The organism is Azospirillum brasilense, assembly GCF_003349955.1.
Lineage (GTDB): Bacteria > Pseudomonadota > Alphaproteobacteria > Azospirillales > Azospirillaceae > Azospirillum > Azospirillum brasilense_B.
Genome location: NZ_QLKQ01000081.1, coordinates 1 through 17,880, shown reverse-complemented (window position 1 = coordinate 17,880; position 17,880 = coordinate 1). Strand labels below are relative to the sequence as shown.

Sequence of the window (17,880 nt, the reverse complement as noted above, 5' to 3'; positions counted from 1 at the left end):
CCTGGAGGAACGGCAGCCGGCGGAGCGTGATGAGGATCTCGTATCGCATAGCGACGGTGGGTGGAATCCCGGTGGTCATCGCGGCGCTGATCGCGGTGTCGGCCTGGATCCTGCTGGAGCGCGCCGGCCGCTCGCGCGAGGCGGCGGTCCTGGCCGGCACCGTCTACCGCGAGATGATCGCCGCCACCGCGGCCCGCAACGACTTCATCCACTCCGCCCCCGAAGGCCGCCTTCCCCACGAGGTCACCTTCCGCCGCGCCACCCACGGCGCGCGGGAGGCGCTGGACGCGCTGGGCGGGCTGGCGGCCCAGGGCATCCAGGCCGACGCCGTGGAGACCGCCCGCCGCGCGTCCGACCGTCACGCCGCCCGGCTGGAGGAGCTGGTCGACGCCATCGCCTTCAGCGACGCCCGCGCCCGCGGCATGGCGGAGCAGGAGGCGCGGCTGCTCGCTCTGGCCGAACAGGCGCGCCAGCGGCAGCACGCCGTCAACGCGGCGCTCGTCGCCTCCCTGGCCGAGACCGACCGGCGGATGCGCGCCGGCCGCGTCCTTGTGGACGGCCTGCACCGGTTGCGGGAAGCGATTCTGAACGCCCGGCTGGCCGCGAAGGACGGGGCCGCCAGCGTCCAGCCACCCGACTCGCCACCCGGTGCAGCGGTCCGGTCCGGTGCCCTGGCCTTCTGGCTGGACCGGGTGGAGGAAGCCGCCGGGGGTCTTGCCGCGTCGCTCGCCACCGACCCCGTCCACGGAACGGCCCTGGCCGAGCTGACCCGGTTGCTGGCCGAACGGCTGGACCGGACGACGCTCCCGGACCTGGGGCCTCGCTACGACGCGCTCGCCGAGCGGGTGCTGAAAGCCGCCGACACCGGCTACAGCGCCGTCCAGGACGAGGTGGCGGAGCTTTTGCATCAGGCCGTGTCGGCCCACGCCATGGAGCAGGAGACCCAGACGCTCGCCATGACCGCCCTGACCCTCAGCGGGCGGACCCTGCGGGCGTTGGAGCGGCGCGACCCCCGCAGCCTGCGCGACGTCGCCACCGACAGCGGGCGGCTGCTCGACCGGGTGGCCGGGCTGCCCATCTCCCCGCTGATCCAGGACGGGATGCTGGCCGCCATCACCAGTTGGCGCGACGGGCTGGACCGCGCCACCGATGGGCTGGCCCGCCAGAACGGCGCCATCGCCGCGATGGACATGGACGCCGCCGCGGTGATGAACACCGCCCGCCGCCTGAACGACCTCTTCCAGGACAGCGCGGTGCGCAGCGCCGATCTGCTGCGCTCCACCCTGGTGATCGGGGCGACCATCGGCCTGCTGTTCGCCGCCGGGGCGGCGCTCCTGGTGGCCGGCGGCATCACCCGGCCCCTGCGCCGTCTGCAGGGCGCCACGCGGCGGCTGGCCCGCGACCCGCGCGACGGCCTGGTGACCGACCTGGAGCGGCGGGACGAGCTGGGCGACATGGCCCGCGCCGTCCATCACTTCGCCGCCGAGATCAACCGCCGCGAGGACGAACTGCGCCGCGCCAAGGAGCAGGCGGATTCGACCCTGGCGGAGCTGCGGCGGACCCAGGCCCATCTGGTGCAGGCGGAGAAGCTGGCCGCGCTGGGTCAGGTGGTGGCCGGCGTGGCGCACGAGATCAACACGCCGCTCGGCATCACACTCACCACCTCCACCCTGATCCGCGAGAAGGTGCCGAAGATGAGGCAGCTTCTCGAGTCCGGTCAGTTGCGCCGCCGCGAGCTGGAGCGGTTTCTGACCGACATGGGCGACGTGTCCGACCTGCTGGTCAGCAACACCGTCCGCGCGGCGGAACTGGTGCAGCGCTTCAAGGAGCTGGCGGTCGACCCGGCGGTCGAGAAGCGCGGCCGCTTCGACCTCCGCCTCTGTCTGATGCAGGCGGTCGAGGCGCTGGAGCCCTTCTGGGGAGCGCCGGAGCATCGGGTCATCGTGGACTGCCCGCCGGGGCTGGTGGTGGATGGCTATCCGCAGGCCATCGCGCAGATCGTCTCGCATCTGCTGTTGAACGCGGTCAACCACGGCTTCACGGGCGACGGGATCGCGGAGACGGAAGGGGGCGCGGATGGGAACGCGGATGGCCGGCGGCGCGGCACCGTGACCATCCACGCCCGCAAGGCGGCGGCGGAGGTGATCGAAATGGTCGTTGCCGACGACGGGCGGGGCATTCCGGCGGAGTTGCGGACGCGGATCTTCGATCCCTTCTTCACCACGCGGCGCGACCGGGGCCACGCCGGGCTCGGCCTGCACATCGTCCACAACGCGGTCAGCCAGCTCGGCGGCACGATTGCTCTGGAGGAGGGGGAGGACAGGACGGGCGGGGCCCGCTTTGTCGTGCGTCTGCCCCCGGCCGCGCGGGAGAGGAATGGCGCCTGACGCGGGAGGTCAGGCCCACGCCTCCCACGCGATGGACCGCCGCCGCAGCGGACCCTTCGCGCTGATGGAACCGATGCTGTCGGTGCCGGGATCAGAACTGCGCCGAGGCGCTCAGCAGGAAGGCACGGCCCGGCTGATAGAGCGGGGTGACGGTGCCGAACTCCTGCCCGTAGGTGGCGCGGTCGGCGTAGGTCTCGTCGAAGAGGTTGCGGACGTCGAGGCGCAACGCCAGGTTGGCGTGCTCGGGCAGCCGGTGCTCCACGAACAGATTGGCCGTCTGATAGCCCTTCAGTGGCCGCTGTCCGGCCTGGACCTTGTCGTAGTCGAGCACGAACTCCAGGTCGGCGCCCAGGGTCAGGTTCCAGGATTGCACGGTGTGGGCGCCGCCCACGGTGAAGACCTGCCCGATCGGCGTGGCGAGGTAGGTGCCGGTGTCGGAGTCGGCGGGCAGCCCGTCGATCTTCACGTCGATGTCGGCGTATTTGGCGCGGATGAAGCCGTTCGTCCAGGCGTAGCCGAGACCCAGCTCATAGCCTTCCGACCGCACGTCGCGGGCGAGGGTGGCGCTCGTGGCGGCGAAGCGCGCGGCGCGGGCATCGTCGAGCTTGGTGCGGAAGATCCGGCCTTCCGCGGTGAAGCCCTCGTAGCGGGCCTCCAGCCCGGCGGTGCTGTTGTAGGCCGTCACCGGGCGCGGGCCGGCGCCGTAATTCCAGGCCGGGTTCATGATGTAGTTCTCGGCCAGCTGGACGCCGCCCCAGCCGCGGGACACGCCGGCCTTGGCGGTCAGGAAACGGGGAAGCAGGTCGAACTCGCCCGAGATGTTGTGGCTGAGGCCGTGGTTGGTCCACTCCCGTCCGGTCGTCCCCTCGAAGGTCTGGCGGTCGCCGCGCAGGCCGAAGGACAGGCGCAGACGCTCCATGGGCTCCAGCCGGGCCTGGCCGTACAGGCCGTTGTTGCGCGCCCGCTCGGTCGCGGTCATCGTCCGGTCCCGGTAGTTGGCGCGGTCCACATAGAAGTCGGTGCCCGCCGTGATGGTGCCGATCCGGAAGCCGAAGCTGTTTTCCAGTTTGCCATTGAAGGAGCTGGTCGCGCCCTTGCCCGGGTAGCTCCCCGGCACGGTGCTGCTGCCGACCGGGCGGGTGAAGATCGGCGTCTCCACATCGGTGCGGCCGTAGGCGAGCACCAGCTTGGGGTTCCACAACTCCGTCGGCAGGGCGTCGGTGTAGGTGAAGACCATGTTCTGGCGGTCGAGCGTGTAGTCGCGCACGCGCGGCTCCCAGGCCGGGCGCCCGGCCAGCGAGCCGATGTTCGCGCGGAAGGGCCGCGGCGCGTCGTCGTAGACCCGCTCGTAGCTGGCCTGGAAACGGTGGCCGCTTTCCGTCTGCACCGCCGCCTTGCCGAGGCCGCTGACCACGTCCGTCTCGGTGCCGTCCACCTTGCGCCCGTTGCCCGCGGTGTATTTGCCGCCCTTGCCGTAGGTCACGGTGCCCAGCGCCTCCAGCCCCTGGTGGCGTCCGAAGCCGGCGAGGTTGGTGGTCAGGCCGGAGCCGTTGGTGTTGAAGCTGGTCTTGCCGAAGCCGCCGACGCCGTCGCTCGCCAGGAAATCGCCGGCGTCCTTGGTCTCATAGGCGATGGAGCCGGCGAGCGCGCCCGGCCCGGCGTCGGCGGGGGCGACGCCGGCGTCCACCCGCGCCACCTTCAGCAGCGCCGGGTCGATCAGCGTGGTGCCGTTGTGGTGGAAGACCTTGTTGTTCTGGCGGCTGCCGTCGATGGTGACCGCCAGATTGGTTTCCTCGACGCCGTTGACATAGACCTTCTGCGACATCGGCACGGCGCTGCCCACGCGGATCGTCGGCTCACCGGAGAAGACGTCGCGGAGGTCGCTGGGGTTCTTGCGCTCCAGATCCTCCTTGGTGATGGTGACGGTGCCGCTTCTGCTGCCGGCGCCGGTTGAGGCGGTGACCGACACCGGCGCCAGCATCGTGACGTCGCCGGTCGGGGCCGGAACCAGCGTCGCGGAGCCGGTGCCGGTCGTGCGGTAGCCGACGCCCGTTCCGGACAGCAGCGTATCGAGCGCCTGGGCGGGGGTCATGCTGCCCGACACCGGGCGGGAGTTGCGCCCGGCGGCCAGATCGGCGGAATAGCCGATTTGCCAGCCGGTCTGGCGAGCGAAGGCGTCGAGCGCCGCGGGCAGGGGCTGCGCCGGCAGCGCGAAGGTCATCGTCTGCGCGGTGGATGCGGCCTGCTGGGCCAGGGACGGCGAGGGGAGGGCCAGGACGCCGCCGAGCGCGGTGGTCGCCATCAGGGCCATGACCAGATGCCGGGCGGCGGTTTCCCGCGCGCACACCAAGAACTTGCCTGTCGAAACCGTCCGGCCTTCCATGCCTCACAACTCCCGTCTGCGCTGGTGGCGGGGGCGTGATTACCGGTGTATGAACCGTGCCCCCTCTTTTCGGCAGACGCGCGGGGGCGTGGCGTCTCACAAAAAAATCCTGAAAGAAGGACAAAGCCTATCGAAGCAGGATGATCCCGGCAGGGAGCTCGGTCACGCGAGCGCCCACGACGTCGGCCAGCGAGCGGAGCGCCGCGATGGGATCGTCCAGCCGGTAGTTTCCGCTGACCCGCGCGCCGGCCAGCCGGTCGCCGATCAGGATGACCGGCGCGCCATGGTAGCGCCGGATGGCGTCGACGACCGCGGCGAAGGGCTGGTCGTGGAATACGTAGCGCCCGTCCCTCCAGGCAAGCGCAACCGCCGGATCGGGGCGGCTGGGCGCCGACAGGCCGTCCGCCGTGGCCGTCACCCGGTCACCCGGAACGAGGGATACCGTCTGGCCCGGCGGTTCCCGCCGGCTGACCGACACCCGCCCGCGCTCCAGGAAGACGGCGTCCCGCCCGCCGTCCGACCGCACGGTGAAGGCGGTGCCGGTCACCTCCACCGTGCTGAAGCCGGCGGTGACGTGGAAGGGGTGGGCGGGGTCGCTGACCACGTCGAAGTAGGCCTGCCCGCGCAGCAGCCGGACGTGGCGCCGGCCCTCGGCGAAATCGAGCGCGACCGCGGAGTTGGTGTCCAGGATCAGCCGCGACCGGTCGGGCAGGGCGATCTCCCGCCGCTCCCCCACGGCGGTGCGGTGGTCGGCGGTCAGGCGGAGCGCCAATGTGGGCTGGAGATGCACGCCGATGGCCAGCAGCAGCGCGGCGGCGGTCAGCGAAGCCCGCCACCCGCCGGACCACCGGGACCGCCGCCGGGGAGCGGACCGGGCGGCTGCCGGCGAGGGGGCCGTCTGCGGGTGATGGGCGAGCGTCGCCGCCTGCAATTCGGGCATGCCCCCAAGCGACGACAGACGGTCGAACGCCGCGGCGTGGCGCGGGTCACGGTTCCGCCATGCCTGATAGGCGGCTCGGGTGACCGGGTCCGCGGGCGCATCGAGGAGCGTCACGAACCAGGTGAGCGCCTCGTCCATGACCGGGTCCGCATGCCGATAGGCCTCGGCATCCTGTCCGCCGCCTGCCTCGTCCTTCTCCACGCTGGCCTTCCACTCTTCCTGTGACCGGACTCACGTACAGTTGAGACGTTTCGTCGCCCGCCGAGCCACAATCCGCAAACCGCAGCCCCCAGATGGTGAGCGCTCCCGCACCCGTCCAACCGGCTTGACATCTGAAATTGAGAATCATTATCAATTTCGATGTTGCAAGGCCGCCGATGTCGCACCGACCGCGGTGGTGTCCCCTCCGCCGTCGTACCGACAGGGCTATCATGTCCGCAAGCCTGATTGCGATCTATCTCGATCACCGCCGCTCGCTGTTGGGGTGCGCGATGAAGATCGTTCGCGATTTTCAGATTGCCGAGGATCTGCTGCAGGAAAGCTATCTGCGCGCCTGCAAGGCGGTGGAGAGGGGACCCATCGACAACATCGGGGCCTTCCTCCACCGGACGGTCCACAACCTCGCGCTGGACCATCTCCGGCGCTGCCGGACCCAGGAGCGGTTCGAAGCCGGGCCGGCGGACACCGTCGAAGCGCTGGGCATCGCATCGGAAACCCCTTCTGCGGAAGAGCGTCTGCTGCACCGCGAGCGGCTGTCGTGCTTCATGGACGCCCTGGACCGTCTGCCGGCGCGGGCCCGTCAGGTGTGGCTTCTGAACCGGGTCGAAGGCCTGTCCTATCCCCAGATCGCCGCCCATCTGGGCGTTTCGCCGGGCACGGTCTTCAACGACATGAAGCTGGCGATGGGCCATTTCGTGGACGCCATGGCGCGCCGTGACCGCTCCGAACCGACCGCCAGCCGCTCCGGCGGGCCGTCCTGAGCGCCGAGCATTCTCCCAAGTGACCGGGAAAGGGGTGAATTTGACCCCGTGAGCCGATGAGCCATTGCACGGACACACGAGTTGGACTTCGGGACAGAACCCACCCGGCGGCGCGCATAAATCCCATAAGGTGTCTTATGGAAAATAACTGGGTGAGACTTGCGCGGCACGCCGTTGCCCGCAGGATGAAATGGCTGGGGGCCGCTCAGCTATCGGAAGGCTGTCGGCACCCTTCGAGCCAAACGTCACCATGCCCTTCGGGAACACACGCTCCTGCCGCCAAGCGTTCGATCCGCCTGACACGCTCGTCGAGCGCAGGGTCATTGTCACGAAGCTTGAAGGATGCTGGTGAGATGAGAACGGCCACCAATCGAGCAAACTCCGTGCTGTTTAACTCAGCCGGCGGCCGCCCATAGATTGCTGAACTTGCCTTATGAAAGCCCGTCACCCAGCCTTCCGGACCGTCACCCATTTCCAGTGTATCGAGCCAAAGGGCCAGAATCTGATCCTTGGAGAGTCGGCTTTCCAGGCCCATCGCGTACCCGGTTTGTCGTATCTTTCCGACGCCCGGTTGGAATTTTTCGAAAGCGAGGCGCTTGGAAGCCGATTGCGTGATTGTCGTCGCTCCAGCGCCAGGGGTCGAAAAATCCACTCCGGCGTGATCGACGAAATTTGGGTCTTCAACTTTCAGCAACATCGCCAGATGGTCAGCACCGAGCGAATCTCCTCCCAGACCCTGAGCTATCAGGTCGTCGGCGCGCTGACGCAATTGCGGAGCATCCGATAGAGCATCCCAATATCCTTTTCCGCCGTAAGCAATGACCGCGATGACAAGTGAAACAACAAGAAGACTTGCGAGCTTGAAAATTCGTCTCATGGGTCGTTTCCCAAAGCGTTATGTATGAGCCGAAGCATTCATTATGATTAGGCATTATTGCCGAACGGGGCGATGGTTTCCAGCGTCATGCAGCGCGCGCTGGAAAGAGCCCCTACACCGGCGACTATGTGATCACGTGGTAAACCCGCCCGCCGGCGCGGATGGAACAGTCCGAGTGGGCAGGTAATTTTCACAGCGTGAAAATGTGTAAAAATTCGTGGTGGCCCTTCATTTCCCACGACATGGCTCCCCTTCCGGAAAGCGGCGTGCTAGGCTTCCGTCCGGTCTGTTGAAGGCCCCATGACCGGACCGGCGTCCGGACCGGTCGGGAACACCAGGACAAGCGCGCCATGAATCACATCGTCGCCCCCTGCCTCAAGGAACAGGGCTTCAAGGACCAGAGCCTCACGGAACGGGACCGCCCGGAATCGCCCCTTCTGGAAGGCGTCGACGGCATGTGGGCGATGCTGCGCGCCGAGGCGGAGAACGTCGTCGTCAAGGAGCCGTGGCTGCGCCCCTTCATCGACACCGCCATCCTGCTGCACCACGACTTCCCGTCGGCGCTGGGAAGCCTGCTGGCCCGCAAGCTGGGCGACTCCTACATTTCCGCCGACCAGCTCGCCATGCTCGTCCGCTCGGCGGTCGCCGACGCGCCCTGCATCGTCGAGGAAGCCTGCTCCGACCTGCAAGCCATCTGCACGCGCGACCCGGCGGCGGACAACTGCCTGACGCCCTTCCTCTACTACAAGGGCTTCCACGCGCTGGAATGGCACCGCATCGGCCATTGGCTGTGGCGGCGCGAGCGGCGCGACCTCGCCCACTTCCTGCAGAGCCGGGTGTCGGAGGTCTTCGCGGTGGACATCCACCCGGCGGTCCCGGTCGGGCGCGGCGTCTTCATCGACCACGGCACCGGCGTGGTGATCGGCGAGACCGCGGTGGTCGGCAACGACGTCTCGATCCTTCAGGAGGTCACGCTCGGCGGCACCGGCAAGGAGCATGGCGACCGTCACCCGAAGGTGCGCGACGGCGTCCTGCTGTCGGCCGGGGCCAAAATTCTGGGCAACATCGAGATCGGCAGCCGCGCCAAGGTCGGGGCCGGCAGCGTGGTGCTGAAGGACGTGCCGCCCTGCGCCACCGTGGTCGGCGTCCCGGCGCGGATCGTCGGCTGGTGCCGCGACACGGTGCCGGCGCTCGCCATGGACCAGACGGTGCCGGAGCCGGAGTATCACATCTGACGGCTGAAACCCTCAGGGGAAAAAGATATCCTCGATGGTCAGGCCGAACGCCCGGGCGATGGCGAAGGCCAGCGGAAGGCTGGGGTCATAGCGCCCGTTCTCGATCGAATTGACGGTCTGGCGGGACACCTGAAGGCGCTCCGCCAGCTCACTCTGGCTCCAGCCGCGGGCTGTGCGGATGTCTTTCACCGCGTTTCTCATCGGTAGCGCCACTGGGCGACGCACACCCCGACGCCCCACAGCACCGCCATGAGCGGCCAGACATGGAAGGCGCGCAGTTCCGGCGCGCCGACACCTTCCGCAAACCCCCAGGCGAAGGTCGCCAACGCCGTGCCCGTGAAGGACAGGGCGATCGCGTCGAACTGGATGCGGCGCTGAAGCTCGTCCATTCGCCGCAGCCCCCGCAAGACCGTCCAGGCGACGGCGACCGTGCCGAGGATCGGCAGAAGCGCGAGCGCCATTTTCATCGCGCCTTCCGGTTGGAGCAACCGGTCCGCCGCGTTGGCACCGAGCAGAAGCGCCGCGTAGAGAGCCAGAGCCCCGGACAATTCGACGCCGTAGCGCTTGATGCTGAACATCCCCCCGCCCCTTCCATGCCGCCCAATGACAAGGAAGCTTTACATACGACGCCTCGTCACTGTCAAGCGTGCTTTACATCGCGCCACACCGGGCCACGATCAGGCCGGTCGGACAACGGGAGCGCTCCGGAACTCCGGCGCGGTCATCTCCTCGCGGGTCAGGGCGATGAACAGGTCCACCACCGGGCTTTTGGAGCGGTTGGCGTCGAAGGCCACTTGGAAGGGCGCCTGATAGGACAGCACCTTCGGCAGCAGAATCCGCAGCCGCCCGGCCTTGATGTAGGGGGCCGCGTAATGGTCCGGCAGATAGCCGGCGTATGCGCCGGACAGGATCAGTCGCGCCGCCCCCTCCATGTCGCTGACCGTCGCCTTGGGCGTTGATATGGCGAAGATCTTCAGGTCGCGCGATCCCCAATAGCTGCGCGCGACCAGCCGGTAGCGGCGGATCTCGTCCAGGTCGATGGCCTCGTCCGGCAGGGTGAACAGCGGGTGCCCGTCCGCCACGCAGAAGTGAATCGTCTCGTTGTAGAGATCCTGATAGGACAGGCTCGGCACGATGCGCGGAAAGCTGGCGATGGCGAGTTGCAACTGCCCGCCAATGACGTCGCGAAGCAGCTCGTTCGGCGGGCGCACGTTGATGATCAGCGAAACCTCCGGCGCCGCCTCGGTGAAGCGCGCGAAGACACGCTCCAGCGGGGCGCGCGGGTCGGTCAGCGTGTTGTCGACCAGCCCGACCGCCAGCGTGCCGGTCAGCCGCTCGCGCAGGCCGCGCACCCGGCCGCGGAACCGCTCAAGCGTATCGAACACGCGCCGCGCCTCGTCATAGACCGCCTGCCCTTCCGGGGTGAGCTGGAATCCCGACCGTCCCCGCCGGCACAGCCGCAGGCCCAGCCGGGTCTCCAGATCGGCGAAATGGGTGGAGATGGTGGACAGCGACAGGTTCAGTTCGCTCTGCGCCGCACTGAATCCGCCGGCCTCGACGATGGTCATGAACAACCGCAACAAGCGCAGATCCACGGTTTCCAGCTGAATCATCGCCACGACGCCCACCCTCCCCTGCCCCACCAGCCGGGTCCGGCACGCCCGATACTTCGACCCGGATCGAAGTAAGATACAAAACTTTCTGATTTTCGGGCAACGGCGCCAGGGGTCTAATGATCGCAGGCCATAATGCTGGCCTCACGAACAGATAAGCTCGTCCGCAAGGAAAGGTCGCATCCATGAACGAGACGACGGGTAAGCAGGGACTTCACGTCGCTTTGACCGGCGGCATCGGCCGCCGCGCTGTCCTGGCCGGAGCGGGCACTCTGGCCACGGTGGCCGCCATCGGTTTTCCGAACATCGTCCGCGCCCAGTCGAAGACGCTGAAGGTCGGCGTCTACGGCGGCTACTTCAAGGAATCCTTCGAAAAGCACATCTTCCCGGACTTCTCCAAGGCCACCGGCATCACGGTGGAGGCCATCGCCGAGCCGACCGGCGAGGCGTGGCTGGTCCAGCTCGAACAGGCGGCCCGCGCCCGTCAGGCGCCCGCCGACGTTTCGATGATGTCGCAGGTGGCGATGCTGAAGGGGGCCTCGGCGGAGCTGTGGGCGCCCTTCGACCTGTCGAAGATCCCCAACGCCGCCAAGGTCGTCCCGCACCTCGTCAACAAGTACCCGGACGGCAAGGTCAGCGGCATCGGCGCGGTGTCCTGGTACATCACGCTGGTCACCAACACCAAGAGCTATCCGCAGGCCCCGGACAGCTGGGCGGCGCTGTGGGACCCGGCGAACAAGGACAAGCTCGGCCTGCTGGCGCTGGTCAGCAACAGCTTCCTGCTGGAGGTCACGGCGGCGACCTTCTTCGGCGGCACCAAGCATCTCGACAGCGAGCAGGGGCAGCTCGACTGCTTCAAGAAGCTGGCGGAGCTGAAGTCCAACGTGAAGCTCTGGTACCGCGACGAGGCGCAGTTCGAGGCCTCGCTGAAGTCCGGCGAGATTCCGATGGGCCAGTATTACCACGACGTGACCGGCCTCGCCGCCGCGGACGGCCAGCCGGTGCGCTCGACCTTCCCGAAGGAGGGCGGCATCCTCGACTCCGGCAGCTGGGCGGTCACCCGCGCCTCCAAGGCCGGCGACCTCGCGCATGTCTTCGTGGACTACATGTGCCAGCCGTCGATCCAGGCCCTGCTGTCGCGCAAGGTCGGCACCGCCCCGACCATCGACCGCAAGATGACCGACCTGACCGACCAGGAGTTCGCCGCCGTGTCCTCGGACATCGCGCCGATCATCCCGCGCTACGACCTCTACACGAGCAAGTCCGACTGGCTGAACCAGAAGTGGACGGAAATGATCGTCGGGTGAGTGACAGCCCTTCTCCCCTCTGGAGAGAAGGGTATGGGATGAGGGGGTGCCCGTCAGGGCGTCCACGCAGCCTCCTTGCAGTGCGTGGTCGGCCTGCGGCCGCCCCCTCACCCTGACCCTCTCCCCAGAGGGGCGAGGGGAAAAAGCCCGTTGTGAACGACAGTCGAAAAGCCATCCCATGTCAGCCCTTGTCCTCGACGGTCTCACCAAACGATACGGTCCCGTGACCGCGGTGCACGGCGCATCGCTGCGCATCCCGCATGGGCAATTCGTCTGCCTGCTCGGCCCGTCCGGCTGCGGGAAGACGACGCTGCTGCGCATGATCGCCGGGCTGGAGGACCCCTCCGGCGGTCGGCTGGTCATCGACGGGCGCGACATCACCACGGCCCCCGCCCACACGCGGGAATTCGGCATGGTGTTCCAGTCGCTGGCCCTCTTCCCGCACCTGACGGCGGGCGAGAACATCGCCTACCCCCTGCGCATCCGCGGCGTCCCGAAGGCCGAGCAGCGCAAGCGCGCCGACGAGCTGCTGGAGCTGGTCCGCCTGCCCGGCGTCGCCGACCGGCCGGTCTCCAAGCTGTCGGGCGGGCAGCGCCAGCGCGTCGCCATCGCCCGCGCGCTGGCGCTGTCACCCAAGCTGTTCCTGCTCGACGAGCCGCTGTCGGCGCTCGACGCCAAGCTGCGCGAGGCCATGCAGATCGAGCTGAAGCAGCTTCAGCAGCGGCTGGGCATCACCACCATCGTCGTCACTCACGACCAGCGCGAGGCGATGACCATGGCCGACCTCGTGGTGGTGATGTCGCAGGGCCGCATCCATCAGGCCGCCCCGCCGATGGAGGTCTACCGCCAGCCCGCCGACGCCTTCGTCGCCGACTTCATCGGCATGACCAACCTGCTGGAGGGCGAGGTCACCGCCCCCGGCACCGCCGCCGTGCCCGGCGGCACCCTGCATCTGCCCGACCTGCCGCCGGCGGGCCGCGTCCTGCTGTCCGTCCGGCCGGAGGACGTGGTCGTCCATCCCGCCGGAACGGACGGGCCGAACCGGCTGACCGGCACGCTGTCCTTCATGCGCGATCTCGGCGCCAGCGTGGAGTTCCGCATCGACGTGGCCGGGCGCGAGATCGTCGCGCTGTCGCGCCCGCAGGACCGCCCGCCGGTCGCCCCCGGCGGCGCCCTGACGGTGGAGTTCCCGCCGGCGGCCTGCGTCGTGCTGCCGCCCGCCGCGGAGCACGCCCGATGATCCGCCGCGCCCCCCGCGGTCTGGCCGAGCACGCGCCGATCCTCTTCCCGGCGCTGATGCTGGTCGTCTTCTTCGTCATCCCCTTCAGCCTGATGATCGCGGTCAGCGTCTTCCGGCGCGTGCCCGGCGGCTTCTACGAGCCGGACCTCGTCTTCGCCAACTACGAGCGGTTCCTGACCGCCTTCTTCGGCGGGGTGATGTCCTTCTCGCTGGGGCTGGCGGCGCTGGTGGCGGCGCTGTCGGTGGGCATCGCCTTCCCCTTCACCTACCGGCTGGTCAAGCTGCCGCGCGGGGCGCAGATCCGCTGGTTGGTCTTCCTGCTGTCGATCCTGTCGTTGTCGGAAGTCATCATCGGCTTCGCCTGGTCCACCCTGCTGTCGCGCACCGCGGGAATCACCAACCTGTTCGTGGCGCTGGGCCTGATGGCCGAGCCGCAATCGCTCAGCCCGAGCTTCGGCGCGCTGTTGGCCGGGCTGGTCTATCAGGCCTTCCCCTACACGGTGCTGGTGCTTTACCCGGCGCTCGCCCGCCTCGACCCCTATCTGGAGGAGGCGGCGCGCACGCTCGGCTCCTCGCCGCTGCGCGCCTTCTTCACGGTGGTGGTGCCCGCGCTGCGCAACACCATCGTGGCGACCACGATCATGGTGTTCGTCTTCGCGCTCGGCTCCTACCTGCTGCCGCAGCTTCTCGGGCGGCCCCAGCACTGGACGCTGTCGGTGCTGATCACCGACCAGGCGATCTACCAGTCCAACATGCCCTTCGCGGCGGCGATGGCCGTCTTCCTGGTGCTGGTCAGCCTCGCCCTTGTCGGGCTGGCTTTGCTCGCCGGACGGCGGGAGGAGACGGCCTGATGCTGATGCGTACGCTGAATTCCCTGGCCGCCGGCCTGATCGCCCTGGTCCTCGCCGCCCCCATCCTGGTGGTGGCCGGGGTCTCGGTGAACGAGAAGAAGTCGCTGACCTTCCCGCCGCAGGGCTTCTCGCTCGCCTGGTACGCGGAAGTCTTCACCGATCCCGGCTGGCGCGGCGCGCTGATCACCAGCCTCGTCGTCGCCACCCTGTCGGCGGCGCTGGCGGTGCTGATCGCCTTCCCGCTGGCCTGGTTCCTGTGGCGCTGGCGCGCGCCCTGGGCGCGGGCGTTCGAGGTGCTGGGCATGACGCCCTTCATCCTGCCGCCGGTCATCACCGCGCTGGGCTTCCTCAGCTTCTGGGCGGCGGTCGGCGAGTACGGATCGCCCTGGACGGTGGTGGTCAGCCACGCGGTGTTCTTCGTCACGCTTCCGCTGGTCACGCTGTCGCTGGGCTTCGGCGCGGTGGACCGCTCCTACGTGGAGGCGGCGGCGACCATGGGGGCGGACGACCGGACGGTGCTGCGCACGGTGGTGATGCCGCTGGTGCGGCCCTACGTGATCTCCGGCTTCGCCTTCGCCTTCGTGCTGTCGCTGAACGAGTACATCGTGGCCTACATGGTGGTCGGCTTCACGCTGGAAACGCTGCCCATCAAGATCTTCAACGCGCTCCGCTACGGCTACACCCCGACCATGGCCGCCGTGACGGTGCTGTTCGTGTCGCTGACGGCGGTGGTCTTCGGGCTGATCGCGTGGTTCGGCGACCTGCCCCGCCTGCTCGGCGCCTGGGCCAAGAACGACTGACGTCCAAAAACGACTGATAACCCTTTCCCTTTTTCAAAGAGATCCGGACGATGATCGACCCTCAGAAGCTTGATCGTTTGCGTACGAAGTACAGCGGCTCCGGCGGCGACGACTTCCACGATCCGGAGTTCCAGCGGGTGGCCGCCCTCCAGTTCTCCGGCGGCAAGCGGGTGCAGCCCTTCGCCGGGGTGTCCACCCTGCTCGACGCCCCCTACCGCCCCGACGCGGCGGACGCCGCGGACTTCGGCGGGCTGGACATCGCGCTGATCGGCGTGCCGATGGACCTGGGCGTCACCAACCGGGCCGGCGCCCGCCTCGGGCCCCGCGCCGTGCGCGGGATGGAGCGCATCGGCCCCTACGAGCACGCCCTGCGCATGGTCCCGGCGGCCTCCTGCAAGCTGGCCGACGTCGGCGACGTGCCGCTGTCCAGCCGCTTCAGCCTGGAGTCCTGCCACGCTGACATCCTGGCTTTCTACAACCGCGTGATGGACGCCGGCGTCATCCCGCTGTCGGTCGGCGGCGACCATTCCATCACCTATTCGATCCTCAAGGCGCTGGGCCGCGAGTGTCCGGTGGGCATGATCCACTTCGACGCCCATTGCGACACCGGCGGCCCCTACGAGGGCGCCAAGTTCCACCATGGCGGCCCCTTCCGGCAGGCGGTGCTGGACGGTGTGCTGGACCCGGAGCGCACGGTGCAGATCGGCATCCGCGGCAGCACCGAGTATCTGTGGGAGTTCTCCTACGACAGCGGCATGACCGTGATCCACGCGGAGGACATTCCGGAGCGCGGCATCGCCAGCGTCATCGAGACGGCGCGCACGGTGGTGGGCGACGGGCCGGTCTACGTCTCCTTCGACGTGGATTGCCTGGACCCGGTCTTCGCCCCCGGCACCGGCACCCCGGAGGTCGGCGGCCTGACCACGCGGGAAGCGCTGGCGATCCTGCGCGGGCTCGACGGGCTGGACATCATCGGCGGCGACGTGGTGGAGGTGGCGCCGCAGTACGACGCCACGACCAACACCGCCCACGCCGGCGCGCAGATGCTGTTCGAAATCCTCTGCCTGTCGGTGCGCGCCCTCGCCAACCGCCAGGGCCGGGGCTGACGCCATGCGGCTGAGCCTGTTCCAGGCGGACGCGGAGCCCGGTGCGCCGCACCGCAACCTCGACCGTCTGGAGCGGGCGGCGGCGGCGGCGACAGGGCGCGGCTCCGTCCTGCTGGTCGGGCCGGAAATGGGCCTGACCGGCTACGCCATCGGCGCGGAGGCGGTGCGCGCCCTGGCCGAGCCGGCGGACGGGCCGATGGCCGCGCGGGTCGCCGAGATGGCCCGGCACCACGGCATCGCCCTCCTCTACGGCTATCCGGAGCGCGGGGCGAACGGCGCCGTCTACAACGCCGCGCAACTGATCGGGTCGGACGGACGGTCCCGGCTGAACCAGCGCAAGGCGCACCTTTACGGCAACCTCGACCGCGGCTCCTTCGCGCCGGGCGGCGACGCCTTCCCGACCGCAGAGGTCGGCGGGGTGCGTGTGGGCGTGGCCATCTGCTACGACGTGGAATTCCCCGAGCTGGTGCGCCGCCACGCGCTGGCCGGGGTCGACGTGTTGCTGGTGCCGACCGCGCTGATGGCGCCCTACGAGGTCGTCGCCACCACCATCATCCCGGCCCGCGCTTTCGAGAACGGGATCTTCGTCGCCTACGCCAACCGCTGCGGGCAAGAGGGAAAACTCCATTATTGCGGGCTCAGCAGCGTGGCGGCGCCGGACGGGAGCGTGCTGGCGCGGGCCGGCGACGGGGAGACGCTGCTGACCGTCGATCTCGACCCCGCGCTGCGCCGGGTCGGCACGCATCTGGCGGACCGCCGCCCGGACCTGTACGGTGCGGTCTCCAGCGCGCCTGGGAAGGGCGGTTCGTAGAGGAAGAACAGGACATGCCGGTCACCATCGACGACATTCACGCCGCCGCCGAACGGCTGGCCGGACGCATCAGCCGCACGCCCTTCCTGCGCTCGGAAACCCTGTCGCAGATCACCGGCGCCGAGGTCTGGGTCAAGCTGGAGAATCTCCAGTTCACCGCCTCCTTCAAGGAGCGCGGGGCGGCCAACCGGTTGCTCCACCTGACGCCGGAGGAGCGGCGCGCCGGGGTGATCGCCATGTCGGCCGGCAACCACGCCCAGGCCGTGGCCTACCACGCGAAGCGGCTGGGCATCGCGGCGACCATCGTCATGCCGCGCTTCACACCCTTCGTGAAGGTCAAGCGCACGCGCTACCACGGCGCCACCGTCATCCTGGAGGGCGACTCCCTGGCCGAGGCCGCGGCCTTCGCCCATGACCTCGCCAAGCGGGACGGGCTGGTCTTCGTCCATCCCTACGACGACGACGCGGTGATCGCCGGCCAGGGCACCGTCGTGCTGGAGATGCTGGCCGAGGTTCCGGACCTCGACGCGCTGGCCATCCCGGTGGGCGGCGGCGGGCTAGCCGCCGGGGCCGCGGTCGCCGCCCGCGCGTTGCGGCCCGGCCTTGAGGTCGTCGGGGTGGAGGTGGAGACCTACCCTGCCGCGGCGCAGCGCCTCGCCGGGCAGCCGGTCAAGGTCGGCGGCCCGACCGTGGCCGAGGGCATCGCCGTGCGCGACGTCGGCGACCGGCCCATGGACATCCTGAAGCAGAACGGCTGCGACGTGGTGCTGGTGCCCGAGGCGGTGATCGAGCGCGCCATCGCCATGCTGATCGAGGTGGAAAAGACCGTGGCGGAGGGCGCCGGGGCCGCCGGGCTGGCCGCCCTGCTCTTCCACCCAGAGCGCTTCCGCGGCAAGCGGGTCGGCCTGATCGTGTCGGGCGGCAACATCGACACGCGCACGCTCGCCAACGTGCTGATGCGCGGCTTCGCCCGCGACGGGCGTCTGATCAACCTGGACATCGACGTGGCCGACCAGCCCGGCGCGCTGGCCCAGGTGGCCCGCATCGTCGCGGAATGCGGCGGCAACATCATCGACGTGCAGCATCAGCGCCTGTTCGGCGCCTTCTCCGTCAAGTCCGCCGAGGTCGCCCTGCTGATCGAGGTGGAGGACGAGGGCCACGGCGACCGCATCACCGAAGCCCTGCGCGGCGCCGGCCTGCCCGTCCGCAAGGCGGTGGTGGCCGAGGCCGCACAGCCGCTGTCCAGCGCGCGGCCCTGAGGCGGGTCCCTCGCTTGCGGCAAAATAGCCCTCTCTCCTCTGGGGAGAGGGTGGCCCGAAGGGCCTCTCGCGCTGGCTGAAAGCCAGCGCT

15 protein-coding genes and 1 pseudogene are annotated in these 17,880 nt (G+C 69.1%); 10 read left to right on the top strand and 6 right to left on the bottom strand.

Translation table 11 applies throughout. The features are described from left to right. The first annotated feature begins 29 nt into the window (after positions 1-29). Entirely contained in the window at positions 30-2,387 is a 2,358-nt protein-coding gene (locus tag DXK32_RS26460) for a sensor histidine kinase (protein ID WP_247877363.1), read from the top strand. A 91-nt stretch (positions 2,388-2,478) separates the two neighbouring features. Here the strand turns inward: DXK32_RS26460 and DXK32_RS26455 are convergent, their stop codons facing one another. Together DXK32_RS26455 and DXK32_RS26450 are read right to left on the bottom strand one after the other, a co-directional pair. Further along, entirely contained in the window at positions 2,479-4,770 is a 2,292-nt protein-coding gene (locus DXK32_RS26455; RefSeq protein WP_114861243.1) for a TonB-dependent receptor, read from the bottom strand. Between the two features lie 127 nt (positions 4,771-4,897). After that, complete coding sequence (locus DXK32_RS26450) at positions 4,898-5,911, bottom strand: FecR family protein (protein WP_114861242.1); 1,014 nt, start codon at positions 5,909-5,911, stop codon at positions 4,898-4,900. A 230-nt stretch (positions 5,912-6,141) separates the two neighbouring features. On the opposite strand from DXK32_RS26450, the gene DXK32_RS26445 reads away from it, so the two are divergent. Then, the gene (locus tag DXK32_RS26445; RefSeq protein ID WP_114861241.1) at positions 6,142-6,690 is read left to right on the top strand and encodes an RNA polymerase sigma factor; all 549 of its coding nucleotides are present in this window, start codon (positions 6,142-6,144) and stop codon (positions 6,688-6,690) included. Positions 6,691-6,895: 205 nt separating this feature from the next. Here DXK32_RS26445 and DXK32_RS26440 read toward each other — a convergent pair whose 3' ends face one another. Further along, complete coding sequence (locus DXK32_RS26440) at positions 6,896-7,567, bottom strand: transglycosylase domain-containing protein (protein ID WP_247877362.1); 672 nt, start codon at positions 7,565-7,567, stop codon at positions 6,896-6,898. A gap of 350 nt (positions 7,568-7,917) precedes the next feature. Between DXK32_RS26440 and cysE the strand changes: the two genes are divergently transcribed. Next, complete coding sequence (gene cysE, locus DXK32_RS26435; protein ID WP_114861239.1) at positions 7,918-8,802, top strand: serine O-acetyltransferase; 885 nt, start codon at positions 7,918-7,920, stop codon at positions 8,800-8,802. Positions 8,803-8,814: 12 nt separating this feature from the next. Here the strand turns inward: cysE and DXK32_RS26430 are convergent, their stop codons facing one another. From DXK32_RS26430 to DXK32_RS26420, 3 genes are all read right to left on the bottom strand, one after another. Then, positions 8,815-8,991, bottom strand: coding sequence for a helix-turn-helix transcriptional regulator (locus DXK32_RS26430; RefSeq protein ID WP_282184606.1), 177 nt, complete (start codon positions 8,989-8,991; stop codon positions 8,815-8,817). Between the two features lie 8 nt (positions 8,992-8,999). After that, positions 9,000-9,380: a hypothetical protein gene (locus DXK32_RS26425; protein WP_114861237.1), complete on the bottom strand. Its 381-nt coding sequence runs from the start codon at positions 9,378-9,380 to the stop codon at positions 9,000-9,002. 99 nt (positions 9,381-9,479) lie between these two features. Next, positions 9,480-10,415 carry a LysR family transcriptional regulator gene (locus tag DXK32_RS26420; RefSeq protein ID WP_247877364.1) on the bottom strand — a complete coding sequence of 312 codons (936 nt, stop codon included), beginning with the start codon at positions 10,413-10,415 and terminating at the stop codon, positions 9,480-9,482. Between the two features lie 185 nt (positions 10,416-10,600). Between DXK32_RS26420 and DXK32_RS26415 the strand changes: the two genes are divergently transcribed. The 7 genes and pseudogenes from DXK32_RS26415 to DXK32_RS26385 all read left to right on the top strand — a co-directional run. Then, positions 10,601-11,722, top strand: coding sequence for an ABC transporter substrate-binding protein (locus tag DXK32_RS26415; protein ID WP_114861235.1), 1,122 nt, complete (start codon positions 10,601-10,603; stop codon positions 11,720-11,722). A 178-nt stretch (positions 11,723-11,900) separates the two neighbouring features. Beyond that, positions 11,901-12,962: an ABC transporter ATP-binding protein gene (locus tag DXK32_RS26410; RefSeq protein WP_114861234.1), complete on the top strand. Its 1,062-nt coding sequence runs from the start codon at positions 11,901-11,903 to the stop codon at positions 12,960-12,962. Then, entirely contained in the window at positions 12,959-13,813 is an 855-nt protein-coding gene (locus tag DXK32_RS26405; protein WP_114861233.1) for an ABC transporter permease, read from the top strand. The genes DXK32_RS26410 and DXK32_RS26405 overlap by 4 nt, the downstream gene beginning before the upstream one ends. Continuing rightward, a complete protein-coding gene (locus DXK32_RS26400) occupies positions 13,813-14,613 on the top strand; it encodes an ABC transporter permease (protein WP_114861232.1) in 801 nt (266 codons plus the stop codon). Before DXK32_RS26405 ends, DXK32_RS26400 begins: the two co-directional genes overlap by 1 nt. Positions 14,614-14,663: 50 nt before the next feature. Next, on the top strand, positions 14,664-15,719 hold the full coding sequence (gene speB, locus DXK32_RS26395; protein WP_114861231.1) for an agmatinase: 1,056 nt from the start codon (positions 14,664-14,666) through the stop codon (positions 15,717-15,719). Between the two features lie 4 nt (positions 15,720-15,723). Beyond that, positions 15,724-16,530 carry a carbon-nitrogen hydrolase family protein gene (locus DXK32_RS26390; protein ID WP_114861230.1) on the top strand — a complete coding sequence of 269 codons (807 nt, stop codon included), beginning with the start codon at positions 15,724-15,726 and terminating at the stop codon, positions 16,528-16,530. 11 nt (positions 16,531-16,541) lie between these two features. Beyond that, positions 16,542-17,789, top strand: a pseudogene (locus DXK32_RS26385) (threonine ammonia-lyase); the annotation flags it as partial. Between the last annotated feature and the right edge of the window lie 91 nt (positions 17,790-17,880).

Excerpts from the sequence above, each read along its gene's own strand:
- DXK32_RS26410 (WP_114861234.1), top strand. The coding sequence starts at position 11,901 with ATGTCAGCCCTTGTCCTCGACGGTCTCACCAAACGATACGGTCCCGTG.
- DXK32_RS26460 (WP_247877363.1), top strand. The coding sequence starts at position 30 with ATGAGGATCTCGTATCGCATAGCGACGGTGGGTGGAATCCCGGTGGTC.
- DXK32_RS26400 (WP_114861232.1), top strand. The coding sequence starts at position 13,813 with ATGCTGATGCGTACGCTGAATTCCCTGGCCGCCGGCCTGATCGCCCTG.
- speB (WP_114861231.1), top strand. The coding sequence starts at position 14,664 with ATGATCGACCCTCAGAAGCTTGATCGTTTGCGTACGAAGTACAGCGGC.
- cysE (WP_114861239.1), top strand. The coding sequence starts at position 7,918 with ATGAATCACATCGTCGCCCCCTGCCTCAAGGAACAGGGCTTCAAGGAC.
- DXK32_RS26445 (WP_114861241.1), top strand. The coding sequence starts at position 6,142 with ATGTCCGCAAGCCTGATTGCGATCTATCTCGATCACCGCCGCTCGCTG.
- DXK32_RS26420 (WP_247877364.1), bottom strand. The coding sequence starts at position 10,415 with ATGATTCAGCTGGAAACCGTGGATCTGCGCTTGTTGCGGTTGTTCATG.
- DXK32_RS26390 (WP_114861230.1), top strand. The coding sequence starts at position 15,724 with ATGCGGCTGAGCCTGTTCCAGGCGGACGCGGAGCCCGGTGCGCCGCAC.
- DXK32_RS26405 (WP_114861233.1), top strand. The coding sequence starts at position 12,959 with ATGATCCGCCGCGCCCCCCGCGGTCTGGCCGAGCACGCGCCGATCCTC.
- DXK32_RS26415 (WP_114861235.1), top strand. The coding sequence starts at position 10,601 with ATGAACGAGACGACGGGTAAGCAGGGACTTCACGTCGCTTTGACCGGC.
- DXK32_RS26425 (WP_114861237.1), bottom strand. The coding sequence starts at position 9,380 with ATGTTCAGCATCAAGCGCTACGGCGTCGAATTGTCCGGGGCTCTGGCT.
- DXK32_RS26440 (WP_247877362.1), bottom strand. The coding sequence starts at position 7,567 with ATGAGACGAATTTTCAAGCTCGCAAGTCTTCTTGTTGTTTCACTTGTC.
- DXK32_RS26455 (WP_114861243.1), bottom strand. The coding sequence starts at position 4,770 with ATGGAAGGCCGGACGGTTTCGACAGGCAAGTTCTTGGTGTGCGCGCGG.